Annotated in this window: 29 protein-coding genes; 17 read left to right on the forward strand and 12 right to left on the reverse strand. The window is 41.3% G+C overall.

Annotated features, from left to right (window positions below):
- Window positions 1-31 precede the first annotated feature (31 nt).
- On the reverse strand, window positions 32-505 hold the full coding sequence (locus tag A9239_RS09240) for a DUF1284 domain-containing protein (protein WP_048122135.1): 474 nt from the start codon (window positions 503-505) through the stop codon (window positions 32-34).
- A gap of 64 nt (window positions 506-569) precedes the next feature.
- Window positions 570-1,103 (reverse strand): DUF1847 domain-containing protein, encoded by a 534-nt coding sequence (locus A9239_RS09245; protein ID WP_048123603.1) that lies wholly within the window; start codon window positions 1,101-1,103, stop codon window positions 570-572.
- Between the two features lie 547 nt (window positions 1,104-1,650).
- Here A9239_RS09245 and A9239_RS09250 point away from each other — a divergent pair.
- From A9239_RS09250 to A9239_RS09265, 4 genes are all read left to right on the forward strand, one after another.
- Window positions 1,651-1,989, forward strand: coding sequence for a DUF134 domain-containing protein (locus tag A9239_RS09250; RefSeq protein ID WP_048122133.1), 339 nt, complete (start codon window positions 1,651-1,653; stop codon window positions 1,987-1,989).
- A gap of 54 nt (window positions 1,990-2,043) precedes the next feature.
- On the forward strand, window positions 2,044-2,886 hold the full coding sequence (locus A9239_RS09255; RefSeq protein WP_176722123.1) for an Mrp/NBP35 family ATP-binding protein: 843 nt from the start codon (window positions 2,044-2,046) through the stop codon (window positions 2,884-2,886).
- A gap of 534 nt (window positions 2,887-3,420) precedes the next feature.
- Window positions 3,421-4,044, forward strand: coding sequence for a co-chaperone YbbN (locus A9239_RS09260; protein WP_052712933.1), 624 nt, complete (start codon window positions 3,421-3,423; stop codon window positions 4,042-4,044).
- A 128-nt stretch (window positions 4,045-4,172) separates the two neighbouring features.
- Window positions 4,173-4,823 (forward strand): cytochrome c biogenesis CcdA family protein, encoded by a 651-nt coding sequence (locus tag A9239_RS09265; protein ID WP_048122129.1) that lies wholly within the window; start codon window positions 4,173-4,175, stop codon window positions 4,821-4,823.
- Window positions 4,824-5,450: 627 nt separating this feature from the next.
- Here the strand turns inward: A9239_RS09265 and A9239_RS09270 are convergent.
- From A9239_RS09270 to cbiT, 7 genes are all read right to left on the reverse strand, one after another.
- On the reverse strand, window positions 5,451-6,188 hold the full coding sequence (locus tag A9239_RS09270) for a precorrin-8X methylmutase (protein WP_048122127.1): 738 nt from the start codon (window positions 6,186-6,188) through the stop codon (window positions 5,451-5,453).
- Window positions 6,178-6,978 carry a precorrin-3B C(17)-methyltransferase gene (gene cobJ, locus A9239_RS09275; protein ID WP_048122125.1) on the reverse strand — a complete coding sequence of 267 codons (801 nt, stop codon included), beginning with the start codon at window positions 6,976-6,978 and terminating at the stop codon, window positions 6,178-6,180. Before cobJ ends, A9239_RS09270 begins: the two co-directional genes overlap by 11 nt.
- Window positions 6,947-7,300, reverse strand: coding sequence for a cobalamin biosynthesis protein (locus A9239_RS09280; protein ID WP_048122123.1), 354 nt, complete (start codon window positions 7,298-7,300; stop codon window positions 6,947-6,949). The genes cobJ and A9239_RS09280 overlap by 32 nt, the downstream gene beginning before the upstream one ends.
- Window positions 7,301-7,379: 79 nt before the next feature.
- Window positions 7,380-7,862, reverse strand: a complete 483-nt coding sequence (locus tag A9239_RS09285; protein ID WP_052712932.1) for a cobalamin biosynthesis protein CbiG — start codon at window positions 7,860-7,862, stop codon at window positions 7,380-7,382.
- Window positions 7,863-7,921: 59 nt separating this feature from the next.
- Window positions 7,922-8,650, reverse strand: a complete 729-nt coding sequence (locus tag A9239_RS09290) for a cobalt-precorrin-4/precorrin-4 C(11)-methyltransferase (RefSeq protein ID WP_048122119.1) — start codon at window positions 8,648-8,650, stop codon at window positions 7,922-7,924.
- A 126-nt stretch (window positions 8,651-8,776) separates the two neighbouring features.
- Window positions 8,777-9,385 carry a cobalt-factor II C(20)-methyltransferase gene (locus A9239_RS09295; RefSeq protein WP_048122117.1) on the reverse strand — a complete coding sequence of 203 codons (609 nt, stop codon included), beginning with the start codon at window positions 9,383-9,385 and terminating at the stop codon, window positions 8,777-8,779.
- Window positions 9,386-9,446: 61 nt separating this feature from the next.
- Entirely contained in the window at window positions 9,447-10,001 is a 555-nt protein-coding gene (gene cbiT / locus A9239_RS09300) for a precorrin-6Y C5,15-methyltransferase (decarboxylating) subunit CbiT (RefSeq protein WP_048122115.1), read from the reverse strand.
- 815 nt (window positions 10,002-10,816) lie between these two features.
- Here cbiT and A9239_RS09305 point away from each other — a divergent pair.
- Entirely contained in the window at window positions 10,817-12,145 is a 1,329-nt protein-coding gene (locus tag A9239_RS09305; protein ID WP_048122114.1) for an isopropylmalate synthase, read from the forward strand.
- Window positions 12,146-12,168: 23 nt separating this feature from the next.
- Here the strand turns inward: A9239_RS09305 and A9239_RS09310 are convergent, their stop codons facing one another.
- Window positions 12,169-13,197: an isocitrate/isopropylmalate dehydrogenase family protein gene (locus A9239_RS09310; protein ID WP_048122112.1), complete on the reverse strand. Its 1,029-nt coding sequence runs from the start codon at window positions 13,195-13,197 to the stop codon at window positions 12,169-12,171.
- A gap of 323 nt (window positions 13,198-13,520) precedes the next feature.
- Between A9239_RS09310 and A9239_RS09315 the strand changes: the two genes are divergently transcribed.
- The gene (locus A9239_RS09315) at window positions 13,521-14,363 is read left to right on the forward strand and encodes a TatD family hydrolase (protein WP_048122110.1); all 843 of its coding nucleotides are present in this window, start codon (window positions 13,521-13,523) and stop codon (window positions 14,361-14,363) included.
- A gap of 239 nt (window positions 14,364-14,602) precedes the next feature.
- Here A9239_RS09315 and A9239_RS09320 read toward each other — a convergent pair whose 3' ends face one another.
- Window positions 14,603-15,088, reverse strand: a complete 486-nt coding sequence (locus A9239_RS09320) for a multiprotein bridging factor aMBF1 (RefSeq protein WP_048122108.1) — start codon at window positions 15,086-15,088, stop codon at window positions 14,603-14,605.
- 57 nt (window positions 15,089-15,145) lie between these two features.
- Here A9239_RS09320 and A9239_RS09325 point away from each other — a divergent pair, with 57 nt between their 5' ends.
- From A9239_RS09325 to rpl12p, 9 genes are all read left to right on the forward strand, one after another.
- Complete coding sequence (locus A9239_RS09325; RefSeq protein WP_048122106.1) at window positions 15,146-16,441, forward strand: proteasome-activating nucleotidase; 1,296 nt, start codon at window positions 15,146-15,148, stop codon at window positions 16,439-16,441.
- A 189-nt stretch (window positions 16,442-16,630) separates the two neighbouring features.
- The gene (locus A9239_RS09330) at window positions 16,631-17,215 is read left to right on the forward strand and encodes a DUF99 family protein (protein ID WP_048122104.1); all 585 of its coding nucleotides are present in this window, start codon (window positions 16,631-16,633) and stop codon (window positions 17,213-17,215) included.
- Between the two features lie 501 nt (window positions 17,216-17,716).
- Window positions 17,717-18,844, forward strand: coding sequence for a cell division protein FtsZ (gene ftsZ / locus A9239_RS09335; protein ID WP_048122102.1), 1,128 nt, complete (start codon window positions 17,717-17,719; stop codon window positions 18,842-18,844).
- 428 nt (window positions 18,845-19,272) lie between these two features.
- Window positions 19,273-19,488: a protein translocase SEC61 complex subunit gamma gene (locus tag A9239_RS09340; RefSeq protein ID WP_048122101.1), complete on the forward strand. Its 216-nt coding sequence runs from the start codon at window positions 19,273-19,275 to the stop codon at window positions 19,486-19,488.
- Window positions 19,485-19,943, forward strand: a complete 459-nt coding sequence (locus tag A9239_RS09345) for a transcription elongation factor Spt5 (protein ID WP_048122099.1) — start codon at window positions 19,485-19,487, stop codon at window positions 19,941-19,943. Before A9239_RS09340 ends, A9239_RS09345 begins: the two co-directional genes overlap by 4 nt.
- Window positions 19,944-20,063: 120 nt before the next feature.
- Entirely contained in the window at window positions 20,064-20,549 is a 486-nt protein-coding gene (locus A9239_RS09350) for a 50S ribosomal protein L11 (protein ID WP_048122097.1), read from the forward strand.
- Between the two features lie 241 nt (window positions 20,550-20,790).
- Window positions 20,791-21,432 (forward strand): 50S ribosomal protein L1, encoded by a 642-nt coding sequence (locus tag A9239_RS09355; protein ID WP_048122095.1) that lies wholly within the window; start codon window positions 20,791-20,793, stop codon window positions 21,430-21,432.
- Entirely contained in the window at window positions 21,433-22,479 is a 1,047-nt protein-coding gene (locus A9239_RS09360; RefSeq protein ID WP_048156381.1) for a 50S ribosomal protein L10, read from the forward strand.
- 36 nt (window positions 22,480-22,515) lie between these two features.
- Window positions 22,516-22,836 (forward strand): 50S ribosomal protein P1, encoded by a 321-nt coding sequence (rpl12p, locus tag A9239_RS09365; protein WP_048122092.1) that lies wholly within the window; start codon window positions 22,516-22,518, stop codon window positions 22,834-22,836.
- Window positions 22,837-23,584: 748 nt separating this feature from the next.
- Here rpl12p and A9239_RS20375 read toward each other — a convergent pair.
- Complete coding sequence (locus A9239_RS20375; protein ID WP_230628999.1) at window positions 23,585-23,782, reverse strand: hypothetical protein; 198 nt, start codon at window positions 23,780-23,782, stop codon at window positions 23,585-23,587.
- A 76-nt stretch (window positions 23,783-23,858) separates the two neighbouring features.
- Between A9239_RS20375 and A9239_RS20380 the strand changes: the two genes are divergently transcribed.
- Complete coding sequence (locus A9239_RS20380) at window positions 23,859-24,173, forward strand: hypothetical protein (RefSeq protein WP_230628997.1); 315 nt, start codon at window positions 23,859-23,861, stop codon at window positions 24,171-24,173.
- 283 nt (window positions 24,174-24,456) lie between these two features.
- The gene (locus A9239_RS09375; RefSeq protein WP_048156379.1) at window positions 24,457-25,449 is read left to right on the forward strand and encodes a radical SAM protein; all 993 of its coding nucleotides are present in this window, start codon (window positions 24,457-24,459) and stop codon (window positions 25,447-25,449) included.
- Window positions 25,450-25,528 lie beyond the last annotated feature (79 nt).

Below are 25,528 nucleotides of genomic sequence, written 5' to 3' on the forward strand. Positions count from 1 at the left end.
TTTCATAGTTTTTCTTTCATGATTTTTTCTTTCATAGTTTTTCTTTCATAATTTTAGCCTTCTTCCTGCATGTACACCAGATACACTTCTGCCTCCATTTGCAGGTCCCGCAGACTTCAGTAATGTCGGATGCGTTAGCTAGTTGTGAATTGACTAAACTGAAGGCTTTATATGCCTCCATAATTGTTCCTTCTTTTATCTTTAATTTCTCCATAACAACAAGATCCATACTCCTTATCCTGCCAGAGATAATTGAGTCCTTCGCAGTGCATTCCCTTTTGCTTGGACAGGATGCACAGATTACATCACATTCGGATACCAGTTTCAGAAGTCTTGAAGGAAAAGCCTTAATCTCTGAAATTACGGCCTTCAAATTTGTCACAAAAATCGGGCTGTATCCATAGCCCTGAAAACCCTGGATGCAGCAAAGGTGATGAGCTCTGATCTTCAGGCATTTAGACCCGGCTTTAAAGCCCGTTCCAGAGGTGCTCGATTTTTTGAGCATATTTTTCTCCAGAGTGTCAACTCACAGAACCAAAGAACTAATTCTAAAAATTAACTTTAAAAATTCATTCTATAATATCGATTTTTGAATCAGCTAGCTGGGGTAACTCTTCAATAGGTAGCGTTATCGCAGGAGCCTCAGAGTATTTTGCAAAGAGGATGTCATAGCCTGTTTTAAGCCCCAACATGATATTAAGATTCGTAAGATCATCGTTTAGTAGCAGCGCCTGACCAATAGGATTACAGACGGCTTCAAACTCAAGGTCCTCGGATTTTTTAATACCTAGACTGGCTTTTTCGAAGCTACATACTTTACAGCAAACCGAAAATACCTCAAAATATCTTGAAAGAATATCATAAACCAGCCTGGCTTCTCGCTCATACTCAACACAGAAAGCGATTCCTATTTTTGTATATCCAAGACTTTTTGCATAAATAGCTATCTCTTCAAGTTTTGTCCTTTTCACGCCATTAGATTCGAGCCAGGCAGAAATCTGAATTGATTTCAGATTATCGCCAGTATACTCAAGCCCATATTTAATAACAGAACAATTTTTGCCTTTCACGCATTCCTTAATCCGGCATAACGCGCACTGCACATTTTTTTCTCCCAGGGTTTTTAACATGAATAGGGAATTATAGTCACAGATAAGCTGTGAAGGTATAAATATTTCTACGAGGGATCTCGAAATATATAGATAGAGTCCTACATATAAATTGGAAAACCGGAAAAATAAATGTACAATTATAAAATAAAACTCTCTGTTTAATGATAAAGTTCATACTCTCACCTATAATCTTCACAGATATTTTCTGGTGTTTCTCTTTGAGGAGGTCTACGTCTTGACAGCACGCCTTTTAAAAAAGACTTGAGGAAAAAACAGATCTTTTAGGAGATCTGCGCCAAAGGAAGCTAAGTTTATCTTATCGCGCCTTTGCGCTTACAACATCCCTGACTCCCCAGGACTTAAACGCATATGAAGCGCTTTATCGCTTCATTTTTAGGTATGTATACTTTCATAAAAACTTCTCCTACTTTTATACTAAGTAACTGTAATTTCCCTCATCTATTTAGAAATATATATATTTTTCTATTATAGAAGAGAAATTGTTATATATTTATTCCACAATGTGCATAAGTAGCCTATGAAAAAATGCAGAGGAAGACCAAAGTGTCCGAGGCGTGTTGAGCAAACGCCCGACATCACATATTTCAAGCCTAGAGGGGTCCCGCTGGCGGATCTTGAGGTTGTATCCATTACAGTAGAAGAGCTTGAGGCACTGAGACTTGTAGACGTTGAAGGTCTGAAGCAGGAAGATGCAGCCATCAGAGTAGGAATATCAAGGAGAGCTTTCTGGGAAGATCTAAAAGCCGCAAGAATGAAAATCGCTCTTGCACTTAGCACAGGAAAAGCAATAGAAATAAAGGGCGGTAACTATATCAGCGCTGAGAGCGCTGACATTAGTGAAGATGCTAACTCGTAATAGAGAAATCTGAAAACCGGGATAAAATACGTAAATTTTACACAGGCGATAAAAATGACAGATAAGGTTCAACCACTTGAGAGCTTATCGAAAAAGCCAGAAGAGCCAAAAATAGTAGTCAATCTCAGGCGCATTAAACGTAAGATCATGGTAATGAGCGGAAAAGGAGGAGTAGGGAAAAGTACAGTTGCAGCAAATCTGGCTGCCGGGTTGGCCCTGCGGGGATATAAAGTCGGGCTTCTGGACTGTGATATTCATGGCCCGACAATTCCTACGATTTTCGGTTTAGAGTCTCAAAGACCCGATGTTAATGAAGAGGGCATTCTTCCAGTCTCGGTACTTCCCAACCTTTCTATGATGTCTATCGGTTTTTTGCTCGGAGACAAAGATTCTCCTATAATCTGGAGAGGACCTGCCAAAATGGGGGCAATCAAACAGTTCCTGGAAGACGTTAGCTGGGGAGTACTCGATTTCCTGATTATAGACTTGCCGCCTGGCACCGGAGATGAACCCCTGAGTGTAGCTCAGCTCATTCCCAATTGCGACGGCTCAGTGCTTGTTACAACTCCCCAAGATGTAGCCCTTATCAGTGTCCGAAAGTCAATAATCTTCTCTGAAAAACTTAACGTGCCTATCATAGGGCTTGTCGACAATATGCATGGGCTTATTTGCCCCCACTGCGGCAAGCCAATAGAGGTATTCGGAACTGGTGGTGTGGAAAAAGCTTCAAAAGACTTCAATATTCCGATTCTTGCCAGTCTCCCCATTGAGCCAAAGGTCGCAGAAATGGAAGATAAAGGCACTGTTATCCAGGGCCTGCTCGACCACAGTACGGAATGGGAGAAGAACTTCGAAGCTGTTATAACCGCAGTAGAAAAAACTCTGGGAGAGGAGTGAGGCAAAATAAAAAGAGGAAAGATTAACACGTTTACTTGGTTATATAACTTTTCTCGATTGGTTAGCTTCTCAATTGGCTAACCTCTCTTTAATAAGCTAAACAGCAACCTGGTGTTCTTTGGAGGAAAACTTCTCTCTTCAACCAGCTAACTTTTCTTCAATTGGCTGGCTTTTCTTCAATCAGCTAACTTTTCTTCAATCGGCTGACCTGGTAATTATAATTAGACCTTTAAGATCTCTTCTTCCTTTTCTTTCTTCTTACTCAACTTATTATATTTATCTTTAAAGTCTGATTTCTAAGGGTTTTCATATATTTTCTACAGACCAAAAGTCTCTTAAACTAGACATATATTTTCTTTCTTTAGAGTTAATTAATCGAGCTTTGTCGAGAATTCTACTTTAAAACTCGAATTTCACAATCAGTAGAAAACAAAGGCTATCTTAAAATGAATGTTATTTTTTAACGAGAAAATTATTACCATATAACTAAATAATATGTAATATAATATAAAATAAAAAATTAACGTTGAGAACATGAAGAAATTAGTTATATTATTGATCATGCTTGCAGCTGTAGTCTTTACTGCGGGCTGTACTGATGAAAGTCAGGGAAATTCCACAGATATCCAGGCAGTTCAGGAGAATAATGGTACTGTCGAAACAACTGCATCTGAACAGACAAACCTTCAGGAAGTCCAGGAAGAAAACGGTATTGTCAAAGCAAATGAATCTGGACAGAACACAACTTCTCAGGAAACTCCGGAAGAAAGTAATGTTCTTGAAGTGACTTCCCTTGAACAGATAAATGCATCTCTCGAGCAGGGGCCGGTTCTTGTGAAAATAGGATCTAAACACTGCGGACCGTGCCAGGCTATGAAGCCCATGCTTAAGGAGCTGGCAACAGAATATAGTGGGAAAGCTACTATTGCGTCTATAGATATAACTGAGAGTCCTGACCTTGAAGCTTATTTTGATATTGGATACGTTCCTGACACTTCTTTGGTCGTGGGTATTAAAGATGGGGACTATGTTTACATGCAAGAGAATGGAACAGTCACTAAGGATAGATTCAGTGCTAGAATTCAAGGGCAAATGGAAAAAGAGGTTTATGAGAATCGTATAAACCTTGCTCTTCTCCAAGAGGGGAAAAGTACATAATAATAAAAATAAACTTAATAGATACAACTAATTTCTAAATTCATTAAGTTAGAAGTCCAAACTTATGGTAAAACCCGGAGTTCCGGAAAAAAACTATCGTAGATAAACTATAAAAAGAAATTGTAACCATGGATTATGAAGTTATTTCCCCTGTGGCTGCATTTGGAGCAGGAATTATCAGTGTCCTGTCTCCTTGCATCCTTCCTCTTCTGCCTGCTGTCCTGGCAACATCTGCAGGAAAAAACAGATTGAGACCCCTTGCAATAGTGCTTGGAGTCTCAATATCGTTCACCATAATGGGAGTGGCAACCTCTGCCTTTGGGGCGGTGTTCAGCGCGTATACAAATCAACTGAAGATTCTGGCAGAGGTTTTGATTCTCTTACTGGGTTTTGCACTACTCTTTGACATAAGTTTATTCAATGCATTTTCAAAGTTTCCCCTTCTGGGGAAAATGGGTGACGAAGGGCCTGTTTCAGGCTTCTTGCTTGGCCTTTCCCTCGGTGTTCTCTGGATACCTTGCGTCGGACCAATTCTAGGCTCGATTCTTACCATGGTAGCTTTAAAAGGGAATACTATTACAGGAGCCCTTACCCTTTCAGTTTATTCGCTTGGATTTGCGGTACCAATGCTCTTACTTGCGTACTCAGCCTACTTTTCCTCTTCAAAAATCCGGCTTATTTCAAAGTGGGATGTAGTCTTCAAAAAAGGAGCGGGAACAATACTGGTACTCTTCGGGCTTTATATGATCTATCAGAATCATTATCAATGGTTTGTTTAAATAAGTCCAGATACAGAATATTTGAAATACCAGGGATAGACACTTTGAAATACCAGGGATAAACATCAGAAAGCGTTGGTCTATGCTCCTAAAGGCGCAGAGTTTAAACAGAATTAAGAGAGTAGTAAACCTAACTTAAAAAAGCAGTAAGTCAAATCCCAATTTCTTGGGAAAGAAAAATAAGAAGGATTTATCAGGTCCTGAGGATCAATCTATTGAGTAGAAATACCTGTGCAACAAGTTGCTTTCTTTACTCTCAGGACTCTCAAAATCCCTCAAAATAAAACTTCACATATTTATTTTTCCATGCTCATAAGGCAGACTTGAAGTTAGACAAACTTGCATAGGAACGTTCTTTTGTTTTAATTTATTCATAAATCAAATTTAAAGCTTATAGCTGTTTATTTAAGTTCAAATCTCCCTTTTTTAAGTTATAATAAGAATAATACTAAAGTACAAAAACACACAAAAAATTATTTTTAAAACTTAATGTATAAATCGAAAAAATAAAAAAGTCCCTCAACAAAAAAAGCACTGGAAAATAAACGGTTAACTGAAAGAACACTGAAAACAAAAAGCTGGATAAAAATTAAAATAAAAAACTAAAGAAAGTGTTGTTTTTTAACTTTATCTCTCGTCTTCACTTTCTCTTGCGATTGCAACAAGCTCATTTACGCATGCAACTGCCATTGGGGTTCCGCCCCTTGTCCCGACACAACTAATAGAGGGTACAGGAATTTTCAGGTTTCGGACTATTTCCTTAGATTCAGCTGCATTTACAAATCCTACCGGAAGCCCGATAATAAGTGCTGGTCTCACACCCTTTTCGATAAGTTTGCAGACCATAATAAGGGCAGAAGGTGCATTTCCGATTGCAATAATACTCCCATCGAGCTTCTCTCTGGCAGCGAGGAAGCCGGCTGATGTACGCGTAATTCCGTACCTGTTAGCAATTTCAGCATTCGGGTCTTCATCAAGCACGCAAATAATTTCAGATTTGTGTCCTGCCTTTGTAATTCCGGATTTTACCATATTGATATCCACGAAAATCGGGGCACCCTTTTTAATCGCTTCCACGCCTGCAGGGATGGGGTCATGCATGAAACGCATGATATCTGCCACGGAAAGATCTCCTGTAGCAATAACACAGCGCTGGCGGAAGCGGTCTTCGGGAGTTTTGTTGCCGATGAGTTCCTGGATCATTGTCCGGCTTTTCATATAGATGGCTTTTGCTTCTTCTGTTCTTGCCCCTGAGTCCTTACAAATGCTTACAAGTTCGGGATTCACATCAACCGTAAGCTCGGTAAGTTCTTCAAGATTATCGAATTTTCCTACCTTTTCATTAGCATTCTCTTCAGTAGTCATACTTTTTCTGATACCCCCTGGGAGTAATTATAAAATCCTTCTTTTGAGATCTCCATATCCTGGAATCCCCGTTTCCAATAAGGATCGTGGTGCTCATGTCTACCCAATCTTCGTATTCCATAACTTTTCCAAGAGTGGTTACGATTCTATCCTCACCATCTCCTCTCAGAGCATTTTTCACAAGTCCCACAGGCACGGAATCAGCCTTGTACTGACGGATAATTTTGATAGCTCTTGAAAAGTTGGATTGTCTCTTACGGCTTTTCGGGTTGTAGAGAGCCATTACAAAATCAGCTTCTGCAGCGTGATTAAGCCGTTTTTCAATCACATCCCATGGAGTCAGGAGGTCGCTGAGGCTGATTACTGCAAAGTCTGTTACAACAGGTGCGCCTAGCATACTTGCACCGGCTAAAATTGCTGTGACTCCAGGAAGAATCTCTATATCAACTTCAAGATCTTGATGTTCAGCAACTTCAAGCACGATGCCTGCCATACCGTATACATTGGTATCACCGCCACTGACCATGGCAACATTTGCAACTTTTGCAAGCTCCACCGCTTTTCTTGCTCTGTCTACCTCTTTACCCATATAGCTGCGGATTACTTCCTGGGTTCCGAGGAGGCTTGCTATCTGATCCAGGTAAGTACCGTTTCCGAGTACATAATCGGCATTAAGGATTACATCTCTGGCTCTGAGCGTCATTTGTTCTACAGACCCTGGTCCGATCCCTACGATGTAAAGTTTTCCTTTAGTTGCCTTATCTTGCGATTGCGATTGTGACTCTGCCATAGATTTTCTTCCTGCAAATCAATTGTTTTTCTTCAGAAAGGGCCAGAGCTGCAGGTTCTGCAACTCCTTTTAATCCAAACCGGGAAGCCTGGGATGCTGAAGGAGGATTGTAGCTGTTCAACACGTCATCCGGCAAAAAGTCCACCGGAATGCCGAGCGTCTCTCCCGCTTCCAGAAGCCCTTGTTCGTTTTCCTTAAGTTTCGCAGAAGCAAAAGCTGTAATTTCTCCCAGGCTCAGGCCGCACTCATCGAGAGCCTGTTTTACGGCTTCAATGACCTCTTCTTTCGTAATGCCCCTGCGAGTTCCTATTCCTACAATCATTTATTATCGTCTCTGATTCTTAAAGAGTTCCTGTGCAGGTTAATTTACTTAAGTGCAGATTGGTTAATTTACAGCTCAATTACTGTTTACTTTTATTGTTGTTTTTGACTTCTGCATTCTTATGCTGTTTTCTTATCAGTACGGATACATCTTCATCTACGACAACAATTCGGGGCCCTTTAACCTCAAGAACCTCTATTTCCTGATCTAAGAGGGCACAGTTTACAGCTACAGTAGATTCTTTGTTGAAAATTTCGCAGCCTAACCTATCAGCAATGCCCTCTACTGAAGGTTTGCCATGAACCTCTGTCGCCGTTGTAAGCACAGGAACTGCTCCAAGTTCAGAAAGCTTGCGGGCAATTTCATTTGCACCGTGGTGGCCCCCCAGCAAGGGAATTGCGAAATTCAGGTTTGAATCAACCACGACCACGGCAGGATCAGACCACTTATTCTCTAGAAGTGGAGCAATATCCCTTACCACAATGCCCGTGGCAAATACCGCAACTATTGCCCCATAGCTTTTAAAAGCCTTTTCAAATATGCTCTTCTCGTAAAGAAGCATATCTGCGTTCAGGTGTTCTGCTATTCTTGCCGCAATCTCCCTATTTCGTTCAAAAGTGATTACAACGGTTCCTGGGCTACTCCGTATAAGTAGGACCTCCTGTAATTTTTAGGGTCAACAACCCCACCGATAATTATCATTGCTGAACGTTTAATCCCTGCATCCTGTACCTTGTCTGCGATATCTTCCACAGTTCCGGTGATGATTTCTTCGTCCTCCCAGGACGCATGAAACACTACTGCAACAGGTGTATCCTTCGGGCAGCGGACTTTTTCCATAATTTCCCTTATTTTTTGCGTACCAAGGAAAATTGCCATAGTAGTATTGTAGGCGGAAAGCTCGGGGATAAGGTCTTTTTCAAGAGTTTTTCCTGCAGGGCGGGTAATAATTAGAGTATCTGAAACGCCGTTAAGAGTCAGCTGTGTGCCAAGAGCGGCAGCGCTTGCAAAAATCGAGGAAACCCCTGCAACTCTTTCGACTTCGATATCGTGTTTCCTGAGCTCTTCCATCTGCTCTATGACGGAACCGTAAAGAGATGGATCTCCGCTGTGAAGGCGAACAACGAATTTCCCTGCGTCTACAGCGTCTGCAATTATTTTGGTGGTTTCTTCGAGGGTTAACCCATAACTATCCACTGTTTCTCCATGCGTATAATTAAGAACCTCTGGGTTTACTAGAGAGCCAGCATACATCACAAGGTCGGCTTTTTCAAGCATTTCACGCCCAAGTACGGTAATGAGTTTCGGGTTCCCTGGGCCTGCTCCCACAAAATATACTTTCCTTTCCATCTGACCATTCCCTTTGCTTTCGTGTTTTATTTCAAAATTATGTAAGTTGCATGAATTTATGTAAGTTACACGAATTTATGTAAGTTGCACGAATTTATGTAAGTTTGAATATTACATCGGTCACTTTCACTTCTTTCCGTAAATGATACTGAAGTAGTTTCCCTTTTCCGGAATTTCTTCTTTATTTCGGATTATAAGCTCTTTGTCCGAAAAGAGCTTTTCTGCAAAGATAAACTCCGTATATCCTTCAGTTTCAAGTTGTTTAACTATGGACTTCGGTTGCGTAGCCTTCAAGCGAATCTTATGTCCGATTTCAGAACCGTCGCTGACTTCAAAAGAGCTTTCAACCGCAACATCGGTCTTGGCAGCAAAGGATGTGATTGAACTTATCCCAGGCACAGTTGCAAGTTCGACATCCGGATAGTGCTTGCGCATTACCTTTTTGAGATGGGAAAACGTAGAGAAAAAGTTTGGGTCGCCTATAAGCCCGAAAGCTACAGTGCCTCTTCTTGCCTCTTCTGCCACCCTGTCAGCATTTTCCTTCCAGAGAGAATTAAGAACCTCAATATCCCTTATCATGGGAAACTCAAGGATTTCAGCATCTGCGTAAGGAGCCACAAGATCTTTTGCCAGGCGGCCTGGTACATACACCTTATCGCTGTTTTTCAAAACATCCACTGCTTTGAGGGTCAGAAGTTCAGGGTCTCCGGGACCAAGTCCTACTCCAATTAACATGCTATCGCTCCATTAGTTATAAAAATAAATGTAAAGAAGATTTAAAATTATAAGACAATTTTCAGTTTTGTTTTTTTCCAACAATGATGTATACCGGGTTTTCGGGTTTGAACATTGTTTCTCCGGCAATTGGTGCACTTCTCGAAACTGAAATATGAACTACTTCATCAAAAATTCCAAGTTTTTTCATTGCCTCAATTGTTCTGACAACCGTTTCTATTCGGACTGCGTTTACCACAATACTTCTGGCTTTCTTCTTTACAAGGGTCTCAAGCACGGAACCAATATTTTTTGTTCCTCCGACAAAAGCACAGTCAATAAAATCAGTAAAACTTTCCGAATTCAGGAGATCCGAGGCTTCGCCAGCTAAAATACGGGCATTTTTTATATTGAAATTTTTGAAATTCATTTCAGTGGCTCTCAGAGCCTCGTTTCGGGCATCTATCGCATAGATAGTGAGTTTTCGGGCAAGTTTTGCGGCTTCAATCGATACCGATCCCGTACCACAGCCTACATCTGCAAACCGATCTCCGTCCCGCAATCCGAGTTTGGAAAGGGACACAGCAATGATTTCAGGTTTTGTCGGACCGCCGCTAACGCTTACTATTTCGGACATGTTTACCTCGAGATAAAATAAAGTAAATATATCAAATGTAACTAAATATATGACTATATAATTTTTAATTTTATTTAATACCCGACTTATTAATCAGAGCTGGAAAATGTGTATTGTTCAGAGACAATTACAGATATACACAAACATAATTAAGTCAAGTTTATAGCTAAACCAGATTTATAATTTAATCATATTTTTCAGATATAATTTAATCATATTTTTCAGATATAATTTAATCATACTTTTCAGATCAGCTCGAATATAAATATAATTTGTTGTAGATATACCTTATTACCGGTAAGAAGGGCAAGATAGGAAAGTAAACTTTCATGAAGCTATAACAAAGCAGATACAACTTCTGAAAGATAAATTTTGGACAAACCTTATACATCAATTCTAAGTAGCCTTTTTCATGAAGTCTCCAGGGATTTTACAGAAGAAAAATAAGTAGTATCTCCTATCACTCCTGGTAAATTAAATAGTATAGGTACTATAAATAATATAAATATGAATAGGAAAACACATTAAGTATTTTAAAAGAAAGAGATTTTAATTATAACGACATATACTTAAGTATAGGATATAAGATAAGATATAAATCTCAGCATAGAATGTAAGATGCTGTTTTGAAGAACAGTGGTAAGTGCTCCCCTAAAGAGTGTTTTTTAAACAAGAAGCTAGAGTTCTTAGGTTGAATATAACTTATTTTCTGACCTGTATACCTGAAATATATCTTTTTCACAGGAAGATCTTTGCAGTGAAAGCCCGCTCTATCGATACAGGTTCCTGCCACTTGAAATAAAGGAGGAAAAGTAATGAAAGTTTACGAATCATATGAAGATCTACCCAAACTAAAGCTGCCCTCTGGAAACGATGTGTACATAAGTGACAGCACTATCCGTGATGGTTCCCAGATGCCAGGAATCGTCCTGAGCAGAGAGCACAAGCTCCAGATCTATGAGTATCTGCACGAGATAGGAATCGAAAAACTCGAGGCCTTCGTATTCAATAAGAGGGATAGAGATGCTGTAGATCTAATGCTTGATATCGGGTATGAGTTTCCTGAAATCACAGGCTGGGCAAGAGCTTCAAGAGCTGATATAGACAAAATTCTCGAAGTTGATGGACTGAAAGAAACAGGAATCCTGATGTCTGTGTCGGATACGCATATTTTCTCCAAAATGAAACTTTCAGGCAGGGAAGAAGCCGAAGAGAAATATCTGGATGCTCTTCAGTATGCAGTCGACCATGGACTTCGCACACGGGCTCACCTTGAGGATATGACAAGAGCAGACAATTATGGCTTTGTTTTCCCGCTAGTTGAAAAAATTATCGAGATCGATCCTGACTGTATTATCCGGGTCTGTGATACTGTAGGATACGGGATGCCCTTCGTTAGTGTCGATGAGCCTTATGGAATCCCGAAAATTGTGCAGCACCTCAAAAAAGAAATCGGGGTAAAAAATATAGAAACCCATATTCATGACGATTACGGGTTTGGGTCAGCAAGTTCTATTGCAGGTTTCTGGCACGGAGCTAACTGGACAAGTGTAACTTTCCTGGGTATCGGAGAACGAGCAGGAAATAGCGAGATGGAAAAAATCCTGCTATTCCTGAAAGATAGGGTAGAAGGTTTTGAAAAATATAACCTTGAACCAGTTACTCGCTTTGCAAGATTCATGGAAAAAGAACTGGGATTGCGGGTTCCCAGGAACAAAGCCGTGGTCGGGAAAAATATTTTTGCTCACGAATCTGGAATACATGCCGCAGGCGTTCTTAAAAATCCCTTTAACTATGAACCTTACCCTCCAGAACTGGTAGGGGGAAAGCGGCTCCTGCTTATAGGTGACTCTTCTGGTCTGGAAGTTATCCGTTATAAAATTCAGGAGACCTTAAATGACCTTCTTGATGTTGAAACCATTGTGGAAAAAGACGACCCCAGACTTCTGAAAATCCAGAAAGAAATTCAGAAACTCTATGATGATGAAGAAAGAATTTCCTGCATATCTGATGAAGAGCTCTTTGATTATGTCGAAAAATACTTCCTATACCAACCGATCTGCGGCTCGGGACGTGCAGGTCGAGGTAAATTAAACAACGAAGAAAAGATAACCGATTCTGAAGACGAAAAATTGAAGGAATGAAAGGTATTTCCTTCAGTACCTTCTTATTTGAGAATTTCTGCCGTATACTTTGCAATCTCGCCAGCCATCTGACTGAGTTTTGCATTGCCTCCGAGATCGTAAGTTACATACTTACCTTCGGAAATTACGCGTTTTGTAGCTTTAAATATCGCTTCGGATTTTTCCTTTTCGCCAAGGTAATCAAGCATCCATGCTCCTGCAAGTACAGTTGCCACAGGGTTAACCTTGTCCTGGCCTGCATACTTTGGAGCTGACCCGTGAGCAGGTTCAAACATTGCAAAAGAATCCCCTATATTGGCAGAGTAGATTAACCCAATACTGCCTACCAGGGCCGAGCATTCTTCACTGATTACGTCCATAAAGAGGTTTGTAGAAAGAAGAACCTTTTTATTGAATATCTGCGGGTTCTTTATCAGTTGCTGGGCAATATTGTCAATATGATAGGGCCAGATTTCGATACCTGGATAATTCTTCCCAACCTTTTCTACCTCTTCTAAGAAAGAGCCGCAGGTCAGTTTCAGAATATTGCTCTTATGGATGGGCACAACAGCGTCATAGCCTCTTCTCTTTGCTTCCTCGAAAGCATAGCTGGCAATCTTGTGGGATGCAGTGCGTGTGATTTTACGGATTGCAATTGAAACGTCATCTGTAAGCTGGATTTCTTCTCCAATATAAAGGCCTTCTGTGCCCTCGCGCACACAAACCATTTCCACATCTCCAAGAGGAGCACTTGAATTGGGGAAAGTCTTGATTGGTCTGACATTTGCATAAAGATTATACTTACTCCTTATAGATACAGCCACACTTCTTGGGGAACCTATCCCTCCTGGTGTGGTTGTCGGTCCTTTAAAACAGGCATCTGAACTGTCAAGGATGTCCCAGGTCTCATCTGGAATAAGGGAATTGCCTCCGTGCTTTTCCCACCAGCCGGCTCCTGCTTCACACATCACAAATTCAACGTCTGTGCCAGCGGCTTCTGTTACTTTAAGCATTGCGTCTACAAGTTCGGGGCCTACCCCGTCACCTTTGATTACTGCTGCGGTTTTACTCATAATTATCACCAGATCTTAGGGTTCGTATTTAAAGAACCGTAGCGACTGAAAAGCTAAAAAAGGGGAACTTTTCAAAGTTCTTTATAAATAATTGAATCTTCCAGCGTACTCAACGTAAGGCTATATATTTCAAGTTTTGGGTAATTAATAATATGCTGAGCAATATCTAACATGTCGCGCAATTTCTAACATGTTGAGCAATCTCTAATGCGAAGCTGGGTCCTATATATAAATACCTGCGCACATTTCTAAAAATAAAATTAAGATTTTCAGAAAATTCTATTCCCGACTTACCCGGAACTTCATACCTTTGAGGGATGAAAATGCCTGCAAAAATACCTATTACCGATAATCATATGCATATCGACCCTAGAGTTCGGGGACTCGAAGCAGTAAAGGATTTCAAGAACTCTGGAGGAACTCATATAATTCTGGTCACCAAACCTAGCTGGTCGCTTGGAATAATGGTCAAAAAACCTGAAGACTACATTCAAGTTTTTGACGAAACTATAAAAATAGCGTCAAAAATCAGGGAGATGGAAGTTGGAGCTTTTCCTGTACTGGGAGTCCATCCGGCAGAAATCTCAAGGCTTACCGAGTATATGGAACTGAAGAAAGCTACAGAAATCATGAAGAAAGGGCTCGAACTTGCCTCTGGATATGTTGAAAAGGGGCTTGCCGTAGGAATTAAGTCAGGGCGTCCTCATTACCCTGTGTCTGCGGAAGTCTGGGCGGCTTCGAACGAGGTTATGGAGTATGCTTTTTCCCTGGGAAAAGAACAGGATTGTGCGGTCCAGCTTCATACTGAAAGTGTGGGAGAGCCTGAACTTCAGGATATAGCAGAGAGGGCTAGAAAAACAGGAATTAAAATGTACAAAGTTGTCAAACATTATGCTCCACCTCTGGTAAAAACCTGTGAGAAACTTGGGCTTTTTCCAGGAGTGATTTCGTTAAAAGGAGCAATTGAACAAGCGATTGAGGAAGGTACACGGTTCATGATGGAAACTGATTACATTGATGACTCTGACAGGCCAGGTGCAGTACTCGGCCCGAAAACAGTTCCAAGAAGAACCAAAAAGCTGATGGAAATGTATGGGGAAGAACCTTTCTGGGCTATTCATAAAGAAAATCCTGAAAAGGTCTATGAAATTGAAATTGAGATTTAAAGCAAAGAAAAGGCTTAAAACAAAAAAGGCCTGAAACCATAAAAAGCACATATAAACAGAGGGGATTAAAAAAATGTATTCATATGGGACCCTCTGTCGTTTCCGGAAGGAGAAACTGCCAGAAATTAGGTGTTATTGCCGGAACAGAGCCGGCAGTTTAAATACTTTTCTTCCTCTACTTTGAGATTTACTTCTCTTTATCTGCTTTGAGATTTACTTCTCTTTATCTGCTTTGAGATTTACTTTCTTTTTATTTTCACTATATCTCCGAGAGTCATATCTTTCTTCAGGTGAGATACTTCCTGTCCTGACTCCTCCACACGTTCCGTAAGTTTAATGTCAAGAGCGTGTTCGAGTTTCTTTCGGACGGAATCCTCTGGAACGATTTCGCTGCGTTCTATCTTTTTGATTAAAGATACTTTTTCTTTGATGTTTTCAGCCAGGTCTTCCTGAGACCAGCCTTTTGCTTCTCTTGCTTCCCGGATAATCTGATCATAGTTGTCCAGGAGTTCGTCTTTCAAAATATCGAAAAAATCCTTTTTTGGCCTATTTCCAGTTCGTGTTACCTTTCGAACCACCGGAGAGACTTTTCTTGACACGGGAGTTCGCTTATCAACGGGTTTACCGTAAGGAGCACATTTTTGGCAGACCTGGAGCTCACTGTTATCAATTGTAATGCATATAGGCTTTCCGCGGATCTCTGCACCACATATTTCGCACTGCATATTGATCACTTCGAAAACGCTATATACGGTATGAACTTAAATATTATTCGGAGCTCCATGACGGAAAGTACCAAAAGTAAGGATGAAAGCATGCGCAGTCACCTTGGTAAGCCCGGACCTGTGTATGACGGAATCGAGCCTGGAGAGCTGGGGGAAGTGACTGAAAGCGTCCAGGACCGAATGAGGCAACTTGAAAGCCGAAACAGTTATCTGGAAGAGCAGTGCAGCCAGATCGAATCCGAAAAACGTTATCTGGAAAACCAAAAGATAAAGTATGAACGAGAGATACGAAAGCTGCAGTCTGAACTCGATCGGATGAAGACCTCTCCGCTCATCATTGGTACGGTCATTGATGTAATTAAGAATGATAGGATTATTGTCCGAAGCAGTAACGGACCTCAGTTTCTGGTTAATGTCTCACAGTATATCGATGAGAAAAAACTGCTGCCAGGGGCAAAGGTTGCCCTGAATCAGCATACGCTTGCTATTGCCGAGGTTATTCCTTCTACGGAAGAACCTTTTGTTGCTGCAATGGAAGTCCTCGAAAGCGTAGAAGTGGACTATGACCAGATCGGCGGTCTCGATGAACAAATACAGGAACTTCAGGAAGCTGTCGAACTTCCTCTCATTGAACCGGAACGCTTTGCTCGGATAGGTATCGATCCTCCGAAGGGAGTTCTTCTTTATGGACTTCCGGGAACAGGCAAAACTCTGCTTGCGAAAGCTGTGGCTCACAGAACCAATGCAACCTTTATCAGAGTTGTAGGCTCTGAACTCGTGCAAAAATACATTGGGGACGGTTCCAAACTCGTAAGAGAAATCTTTGAGATGGCCCGGAAAAAGGCCCCGAGTATTATTTTCATTGATGAGCTGGACTCAATTGCTGCAAGGCGTTTGAATGAAACGACGGGAGCAGACCGCGAGGTTCAGAGGACACTTATGCAACTGCTAGCAGAGATGGATGGCTTTGATAAACGAAAAAATATCAGGATTATTGCAGCAACAAACCGTCCTGATGTCCTTGACCCGGCAATTCTCAGGCCAGGTCGATTTGACAGGCTTGTCCATGTCCCCATGCCCGGAGTAGAGGCCAGAGGAAAGATTCTCGAAATCCACTGTGAAAAAATGACTCTTGCAGGAGATATTGACTTTAAGAGGCTTGCAAAAGCTACCGAAGGAATGAGTGGAGCGGATCTGAAGGCAATCGCCACTGAAGCAGGTATGTTTGCGGTCAGGAAAGACAAAGAACTGATTGAGATGGACGATTTCCTAGAAGCAGTGGGTAAAGTCTCTATGGCTGCGGATACGCAGAAAATGATGCCTGCCAGTCTTCCTGAAACCATGTTCGTGTAAAAAAGTTTCCGGTAAACCGAATAGAAAGCCCTCTAGGGGCTCATTTCTATCTTTGGCTTATTTTTACTTTAGCTTGAGAGGAAGGGTGTTTTACCGGAAAATTGAAAATTTTTCTGGAAAGGATTTTTATTCGAAAATCTGAAGGAAAATCGACAAACTATTTTTGTAATCCATACATAAGAAGTACCCGTGAATACAGATTTTCATATCAAGCCCGAAATTCGAATTTTAGGCATAGACGATTCTGCGCTCCTCAATGAAAAAGTGATGATAGTTGGAGCTGTTTTTCGGGGAGGAGATTGGATTGACGGGGTCCTTCGCTCAGAAATCACAAAGGACGGGCTTGATGCTACTGAAGTTATCTGTAACATGGTAAAGAAGAGTAAACATTATGGCCAGATAAGAACGGTTATTCTTGATGGAATCACTTATGGAGGCTTTAATGTTGTCGATATACAGATGCTTTACAGGGAAACCGGAATTCCTGTAGTTGTGGTTATGCGGTCCTATCCGAATTTCGAGAAAATAAAATCCGCTCTCAAATACTTCCCGGATGGAGAGGAACGGTGGACGATAATAAAGCGGGCCGGAAAAATAGAAAGAATTCTAGGTGAAAAGAGTTCTATTTATATCCAGAGAGCAGGCATAGGTATAGAGACTGTTAAAAAGATTATCCGACTTACTTCGATAAGAAGCAATATCCCTGAGCCTTTAAGGGTTGCCCACCTTATTGCGACAGGTATTATCCTGGGAGAATCCAGAGGAAAAGCGTAATTGTTTTTAATCAAACAGAAAGGTAAAAATACATGGAAGGCTTCAGAAAAATAAAATAATAAAAAATAAACATTTTAGTCCAAGAAATTTAATAAGATTTCAAACAATTTTCAAAATTTAAAATTGTTAAATAAAATTCCAAAACATTAAATAAAATTTGAAATTATTAAACAATTCTATACTATTATAATAAATTCCAAAACATTAACGAAAATTTAAAATTATTAAAAAAAATTCTAAACTATTAAAGAACACTCCAAATTATGGCAAAACAGGATCCTAATAACTGTGGGGGAAATGCCTGAGGCTAAATAGGAAAGTAGAAGAGTTTAATTAAATTATTAAACAAATACATTATAAGTTTAAAGACTTGAACAGGAAAACTATTAAATTGGAAACTGTATATGTGATGGATAAAATACACATGTTCCCTCTAAAAATACATTTATTTTTTAATACCAGTCATTAAAATTACCCCATAGGATGGAGGAAAACAGTATCATGAGATCCATTGTGGAAGAAGCCCTTGCTCGATCTGCCCAGGAAGGACGTGCCGGGCAGAGTGAGTACTCAAATTTAGATTACTCTGACGTAGTAGACTCAGATGTAGATGCTGAACTCGAAGAGATCCTCAGAAGCCTTAAAACAACTATCAAAGTGATAGGATGCGGAGGCGGCGGCTCGAACAGCATCCAGCGTATGATGGGAGAAGGAATACAGGGAGCTGACCTTGTTGCCTTGAATACCGATGCTCAGCACCTTCTTCATATACGCTCCGGCAAAAAGATTCTTATTGGGAAAAAGAAAACCCGCGGACTTGGAGCCGGAAGTCTCCCCCAGATCGGAGAAGATGCTGCAATCGAAAGTATCGACGAAATTAACAGCGTTGTCGAAGGCTCTGACATGGTCTTTATTACCGCAGGACTTGGAGGAGGAACCGGCACAGGATCAGCACCTATAGTAGCTGAGGCTGCCAGAGACGCAGGAGCCCTTACGATCGCAGTCGTCACCCTGCCTTTCAGTGTGGAAGGTCATGTTCGCAGAACCAACGCAGAAGCCGGTCTTGAACGCCTTAGAGATGTCGCAGACACGGTAATAGTGGTTCCCAACGACAAGCTGATCGAAGTAGTTCCAAGGCTTCCGCTTCAGGCTGCTTTCAAAGTATCAGACGAAGTTCTTATGAGAGCCGTAAAGGGTATCACCGAACTGATCACAAAACCCGGACTTGTAAACCTCGATTTTGCCGATATCCGAACTGTTATGCAGAATGGGGGCGTTGCAATGATAGGGCTTGGAGAGTCCGACGGAGAAAACAAAGCTGTCGAATCCGTACAGAAAGCTTTGCGCAGCCCGCTTCTTGATGTGGATATCTCAGGTGCAACTTCTGCTCTTGTTAATGTGGTTGGAGGTCCTGACATGACAATTTCTGAAGCTGAATCTGTGGTTCAGGAAGTTTACAACAGGATAGACGCAAACGCCCGTTTGATCTGGGGCGCACAGGTTGACCCTGACCTCGAACAAACCGTACGTACTATGATTGTGGTTACAGGAGTAACATCCGCTCAGATTTATGGTCACGGAAACGACAAGGATATCGCCTTTAAATATGGAATTGATTTTGTAGAGTGATCATACCAGAGATAAAATGGATTAAAATCTTCGGTTGGAGAAAATACTGTTTTCCTCTCTTTAAAATAAAAATAAGGGATAGGAATAAAAACCAATCGAAAACTATTTTTATGGTAAATGCTGTATGGTGCCGATACAATTCGGCATCAAAAAAGAAATATTTCTACTGGCACGATTAAAGCTTTGGAACAAATATAAATCCAGCATCGGAATCTTTTGATGTTTTAAAAGCGTGGCAGTGATATCTTCATATAATAGGAATTAATAATATAAACCGCCCGTTCCTTCCTTAATATAAATCCGGAAATTCTAGATGTCAGAAAAGCGAATAAGAAAAGCGAATTTCGGGAATGGAAAACCCATAGGAAGAACTCTAGGCAAAAATTAAAGAATGATAAATTGAATAAAGAAAACCTGGATGTGAATTGATGGTAGAATCCACGTTTGAACCGAAAATAACTGCACAAAGCGTTGGTCAGGTAATCCGGGCATACCTGAGAGTCCTGAAACTTACTAGAAAACCGTCCAGGGAAGAGTTCTTGACCATTGCCAAAGTTGCAGGTGTTGGCATTCTGGCTGTGGGAGCAATAGGATTTATAATATACGTACTGTTGACAATGTTGCCCCAGTGGGTGGCCAAATGAGTGAGGATTCTCAGATATTTGTAATCAAAACTACAGCAAACCAAGAAAGATCGGTTGCAACAGCCCTTGCCAGAGTTTCGAAAAAGGAGAAGCTGGATATAAGGGCAATTCTGGCTCCTGATGAGCTAAAAGGATATGTCCTGGTCGAGGCTCCTAAACCCGGAATTATAGAACTGGCAATTCAGACTATTCCCCATGCAAGGGCTCTTGTGAAAGGGAGCTCTTCAATTGCTGAAATTGAGCATTTCCTTAAACCCAAACCAACAGTAACAGGGATCAAGGAAGGGGCTATAATTGAGGTCACTTCAGGACCCTTTAAAGGCGAGAAAGCCCGTGTTAAAAGGGTTGATGAAGGGCATGAGGAAATTACTGTGGAACTGTTCGATGCTGTGGTTCCGATTCCCATCACGATTCGTGGCGATACTGTAAGGATACTGAAAAAAGAAACTGAGTGAAGTCACAGCGAGATGGAAAAATACCTAAAATTCCAGCTTATTAATAAATAAAATCACCAGTACTTAAAGTGGATCTAAACAGATCTACAAATATTATACTTAAAAACCGGTGAGACTCAGATGACAAGTATTGTTGAAGCACTTGTCCCCGGAGGAAAAGCAAATCCTGGACCACCTTTAGGTCCGGCGCTTGGTCCGCTTGGGGTCAACATAAAAGAAGTTGTCGAAAAAATCAACGAAAAAACCAGGGACTATAATGGTATGCAGGTTCCTGTAAAAGTAATTGTTGACGACAAGAAAAATGTCGAGATCGAAGTAGGCACTCCACCCACTGCATCCCTGATTATGAAAGAGTTAGGGATTCAAAAAGGGTCCGGAAATGCGGGAAGTGAAGTTGTTGGAAACATCAGCATTCCGCAGGTCGCAAAGATCGCCCGGATGAAAAAGGAAGACGTACTTTCCTATGATCTCAGGGCAACAATGAAAGAGGTAATGGGTACCTGTGTCCCTATGGGCGTGACTGTAGAGGGAGCTAAGGCTAGAGACAGCCAGAAGGCACTTGATCAGGGCAAGTTCGATGATTTGCTTGCTGGTGAGGAGTGGTAAACCTTCTCATCCCTTTACTACTTAATCCGGAATTTCGTCATCACCAATAGTTTTAAATTGGATAGCACTAATAGCTCAAGAACCTTGCATGTCATTGCAGTATATAAAAAAGACAGTTACTAGTGGCTTATCGTTAAGAATAACAGAATATCCGGATTAATGGGAAAGCCCTAAGACCAACCGTAGTAAGCCGAAAAGGCTGCTTGAACATGTAAGTTCAAACACTACGGGGAGGAACAAGATGGCAGAAAAAAGTATACTGGAAGCTGTCAAGAAAGTACTTGAAGAATCGCCAAAACGCAATTTCTCTGAAAGCGTAGATCTGGCTATTAACTTGAAGAATCTTGACATGAACCAACCAAGTAACAGAGTCGATGAAGAAGTAATTCTTCCTCACGGGCTCGGAAAAGAACTGAAGATCGGTGTTTTTGCAAAAGGTGATGTGGGCCTCAGAGCAAAGGCTGCCGGTGCTGCGTATGTTATTTCTGATGTTGAGCTCGATGAACTGGCGGCTGATAAAACCCGAGCCAGGACTCTTGCAAACGAATATGACCTTTTTATTGCAGAAACCCAGTTTATGCCAACAATTGGTAAGAACCTGGGTATTGTTCTTGGACCCAGAGGAAAAATGCCTATCCCGCTTTTACCTAACAAAGACATAGGCGAACTTATCCAGAGCAAGCAAAATGCAATCAGATTGAGGTCAAAAGACAAGCTCACTTTCCATGTGCCTGTCGGCCGAAGGAACATGAGTCCCGAGGATCTTGCCGAAAACATTGAGACTATAGTGTCCAGGCTGGAGCGTGTCCTGGATAAAGGCAGGCACAACCTGAGAACAGTCTATGTCACGACAACTATGGGAAAATCCGAAAGGGTGGTGTAAATGGCAGAGGAGAAGCATCACACGGAGCGCGTCCCAGAGTGGAAAAAGGATGAGGTCGAGAATATAATAGAGCTCATTCAGTCCCATAAGGTCTTTGGAATGGTTGGAATCGAAGGCATTCTTGCAACCAAGATCCAGAAAATTCGTCGGGACCTTAAAGACGTTGCAGTGCTCAAGGTCTCAAGGAACTCCCTTACTGAGCGGGCTTTAAACCAGCTCGGAGAAAGTATTCCCGAGATGAATAAATACCTTGACAAGCAGACTGCTCTGGTATTTACTAACGAAAGTCCCTTCAAGCTTTATAAAGTACTAGAACAAACAAAAACTCCTTCTCCAATTAAAGGAGGCGCAATAGCTCCTGCAGACATTATTGTTCAGAAGGGGCCTACCAGTTTCCCACCTGGTCCTATTCTTGGAGAATTTCAGAGCGTAGGGATTCCCGCTTCAATAGACGCAGGGAAAGTTGCAATAAAGGAAACGAAGGTTGTCTGTAAAGCCGGCGAGGTAGTCCCGCAGAAACTCGCAACCATGCTTGCAAAGCTGGAGATATACCCTCTCATTGTAGGGCTGGACTTAAGAGCCGCCTATGACAATGGAGCAATTTACGAGCCGGAACTCCTTGCAATTGATGAAAGCCAGTACTTCTCTGACATTACCAGAGCAGCTCAGAGCGCTTTCAACCTCGCTGTCAACACTGCATACCCGACAAGCGCAACAATCGGCACCCTGCTGGCAAAAGCCTTTGCAGAGTCAAAGAACCTTGGTGTCAATGCTGTTGTGTTTGATTCTGGAGTCATGGATGCCTTACTGGCAAAAGCTCATGTCCAGATGACATCCGTTGCATCTGAAGCCGCAGACAAAGATGCAAATGCCGTGGATGACCAACTGAGGGAAGTTCTCGGAGCGGCCGCAAGCGCAGCAGCCGCAGTAGCCAAGGAACCCGAGAAGAAAGAAGAAGTAAAGGAAGAAGAGGAAGAAGAGGAAGAAGAGGAAGAAGACCACTCCGAAGAAGATGGAATGGCTGGTCTCGGTGCCCTTTTCGGATAAATAAATTTACGATAATTAAAACTTAGGTGATTAATGATGGAATATATATATGCAGCTCTCTTATTGCACAACGCTGGTAAAGCAATTACCGAAGACGCAATCACTGCCGTTCTCCAGGCAGCAGGTATCGAAGTTAACGAATCCAGGGTAAAGGCCCTTGTAGCAGCCCTTGAAGGCGTGGACATCGAAGAAGCAATTGCAAAGGCAGCATTCGCAGCTCCAGCAGCCGGCGCAGCAGCCCCTGCAGGCGCAGCAGCCCCTGCCGCAGAAGAAGCTCCTGCTGAAGAAGAGAAAGAAGAGGAAGAAGACCACTCTGAAGAAGACGGAATGGCCGGCCTCGGTGCTCTCTTCGGATAAACGCAAATAAAACTTTAATACCTACAGCTCGCCAATATGGCGAGCGCTCTTTTTTCAATAGAAATTTTAGCAGTAGTTTAATAACGTAGAATTAGCTGATTTTACTGTAGAATTCTTTATCTTTTCTAGTCGATTCTCTGTTATAATATCCAATTTGTTTGGATTATAAAACACAATCTGCTCAGGCTAAAAGCAATAATAGAGCTATATAGAGAGTCGATACCAAAACTCATATTATTACGAATCATTAAAATTTTTTGAGTCATTTTCTTAATCTAAAATAAGATTGATTCTCTAAAATCCAATATTCAAAGAAACTAATAAAGAGCTAATAAGGTATGTTTTTCAAAAGATTATAAGCTTAAATTTTGGAACTAACCCGTTATTTTTATTTATTGAATTGAACTTATACAGTAAAAAAAATTTATGTTTTGAAGTTAATACTGTCTCAAGTATATGTAAGATTTACGTATACTTTGGGAGATTTTTGAAATTAGTAATTTTTAACAGAAAATATGGGACCATCAGGGAGGAAGTAACCTCCAGCTTACAGTACACGTGCAAGGCCTCCAGAATGTGCACAACTGGCGGCTGAGAGTTGTAGATAGTGCAGCAGGAGACGAAGGATCAATAAACGAATTCTATGACCTGATAGGGTGAACAATTTTCACCCGATTTTTATATTTTATGGCGATGATTTAATGAGGATAAAAATCGCACTGGCATTGATGTCTGCTATCTTTATGTTTTACTGGGCCGCAGCCTTAATAATAAGTTGTATACTTTGGTCAATATCTGTCACAATACTTTCTTTCGGGGACTTGACAGAGTTATTGAGCATTATTTCATTTTTGGGTTCCGTTCTTTTTTTGGTGGAAGCAAGAAAAGTACTACCCAGATGGTATCTGGCAGTCCCGTTAAGCATCTCTCTATTTATACCGGTCATCGCAAGTTTTTGGATGAATTTTTTTAGTCTTCTTAGTGACCACATCGGCATCGCAGAAACACTCGTGATGCTATTTATGGCGTTACTGTCCCCGTTCTCGGCACTGGTCTTCTTATCTATGGATAGACATCCTGACTCGATGAATGCATATCTTGCAGTTTCATATGTGGCAAGTATGCTTTCGATGTTACTCCTTTTCTTCACGCTCAGTGGACTTTTACATGCACTTTCAAGAGGAGGGCCGACTTTTGATGCTGTTGTCGCTTTTCAGGCATTTTATTGGCTCTTTGTGATGCCGGTTATAGGAATATGTTTTTTAGTTAGAGCAATAACGTACAGGAATCATGGAAACGTTTTAAGTCCGGTAACTGTTAAGCCCACTCAAAATTAGTTATGAATAAATTAGCAGTTAACTCATTTTTTATTATTTACACAGAATTTTTCACACGATTCTTGGCAGATAACTTTGACTTAGCTTACTTTGATATCATATCTGATCACTCTCTATGTATTAAGTGGTTTACAAATTATCCGCGGGCTTCGGTTCATAAGTCCGTAAGTTAGATAGAGTCGAAAAAATATGTGTTACAAACTAGCTCTCCAAAAAAAGGTTATAATAGAAAAAATAATGAATAATAAGCAGTCTTATAGAAAAAAATAGATAAGAGATTTCTATGTCCCGATTTGATCCTATCCTGGCTTCAAGAGCGCTCTGGCAGATCCGAGTAAGAAAACGCCCTTTTGTCCTCTCTCACGGTGTAAATGCTAGCTGCAATATGCGCTGCAAGTTCTGTGAGTACTGGAAGAAAACTGGAGAAGAGCCACCTCGAGAAGATATTTTTAAATTGTTGGACGATGCTAGAAAATTCGGAATCGGTGTCTATAATGCCTGGACCGTAGAACCTCTACTCAGGCAGGATCTTCCCCAGATTATGGCGCATGCCAAAGGAATCGGGATGATCACTTCCATGGTCACGAATGGAAAATTGCTCTATGAAAGGGCTGAAGAACTGGTAGATGTAGACTACCTTTCGGTTTCAGTGGATGGAGTAGATAGTTATAAAGAGATCCGCAGGATGGATTTCGAAACTCTGCTGAAGGGATTAAAAAAAGCTATCAGGGTTAGAAAACTTCAGAAAAAGAAGAATCCCATCCTGATGAATTGCGTGCTCACAGGAAAAAACTTGGACGATATCGAGACTCTCATTTTGCTTGCAAAAAAGCTGGGAGTGAAAGTTTCCTTCGAGCCTGTTCACGAGTTCCCCGGAATCAGTGAGGAAATCTGGAACGATATCGGAATTCGTGACAAGGAAAAATTCCACTGTACAGTTGACCACATAATCGAGCTTAAGAAGCAGGGCTACCCGATAATCAATTCCGAAACCTACCTCAAAATGGTTAGGGACGGAAAAATGGATTACAAATGCAGGGCTAGTGGGGTTATTATAAATGTGACTCATGACGGCACTATGGAAACTTGTCGTGTGCACAACGAACCTCTTGGAAATGTGATATTGGACGGCTTTGAAAGCGTCTGGAAAAATTCGGAAGAACACAGAAAGGAAATTGTCAAAAATTGCAGTGGCTGCCTCTTTTTTGGATATACGGAAAACAGTTTGATGCAGAGTTTTAATCCTGAAGTTCTGATGCATTACGAGTGGATGTAACGCCCGAGTTCCGCTTCCCGAGTCCCGTCTCGGGAGGACGGTGCCCTTTTCGCTCGCTTCGTTCGCTCAAGAGGGCTGA

This window comes from Methanosarcina sp. A14 (assembly GCF_001729375.1).
GTDB classification, from domain to species: Archaea; Halobacteriota; Methanosarcinia; order Methanosarcinales; family Methanosarcinaceae; genus Methanosarcina; species Methanosarcina barkeri.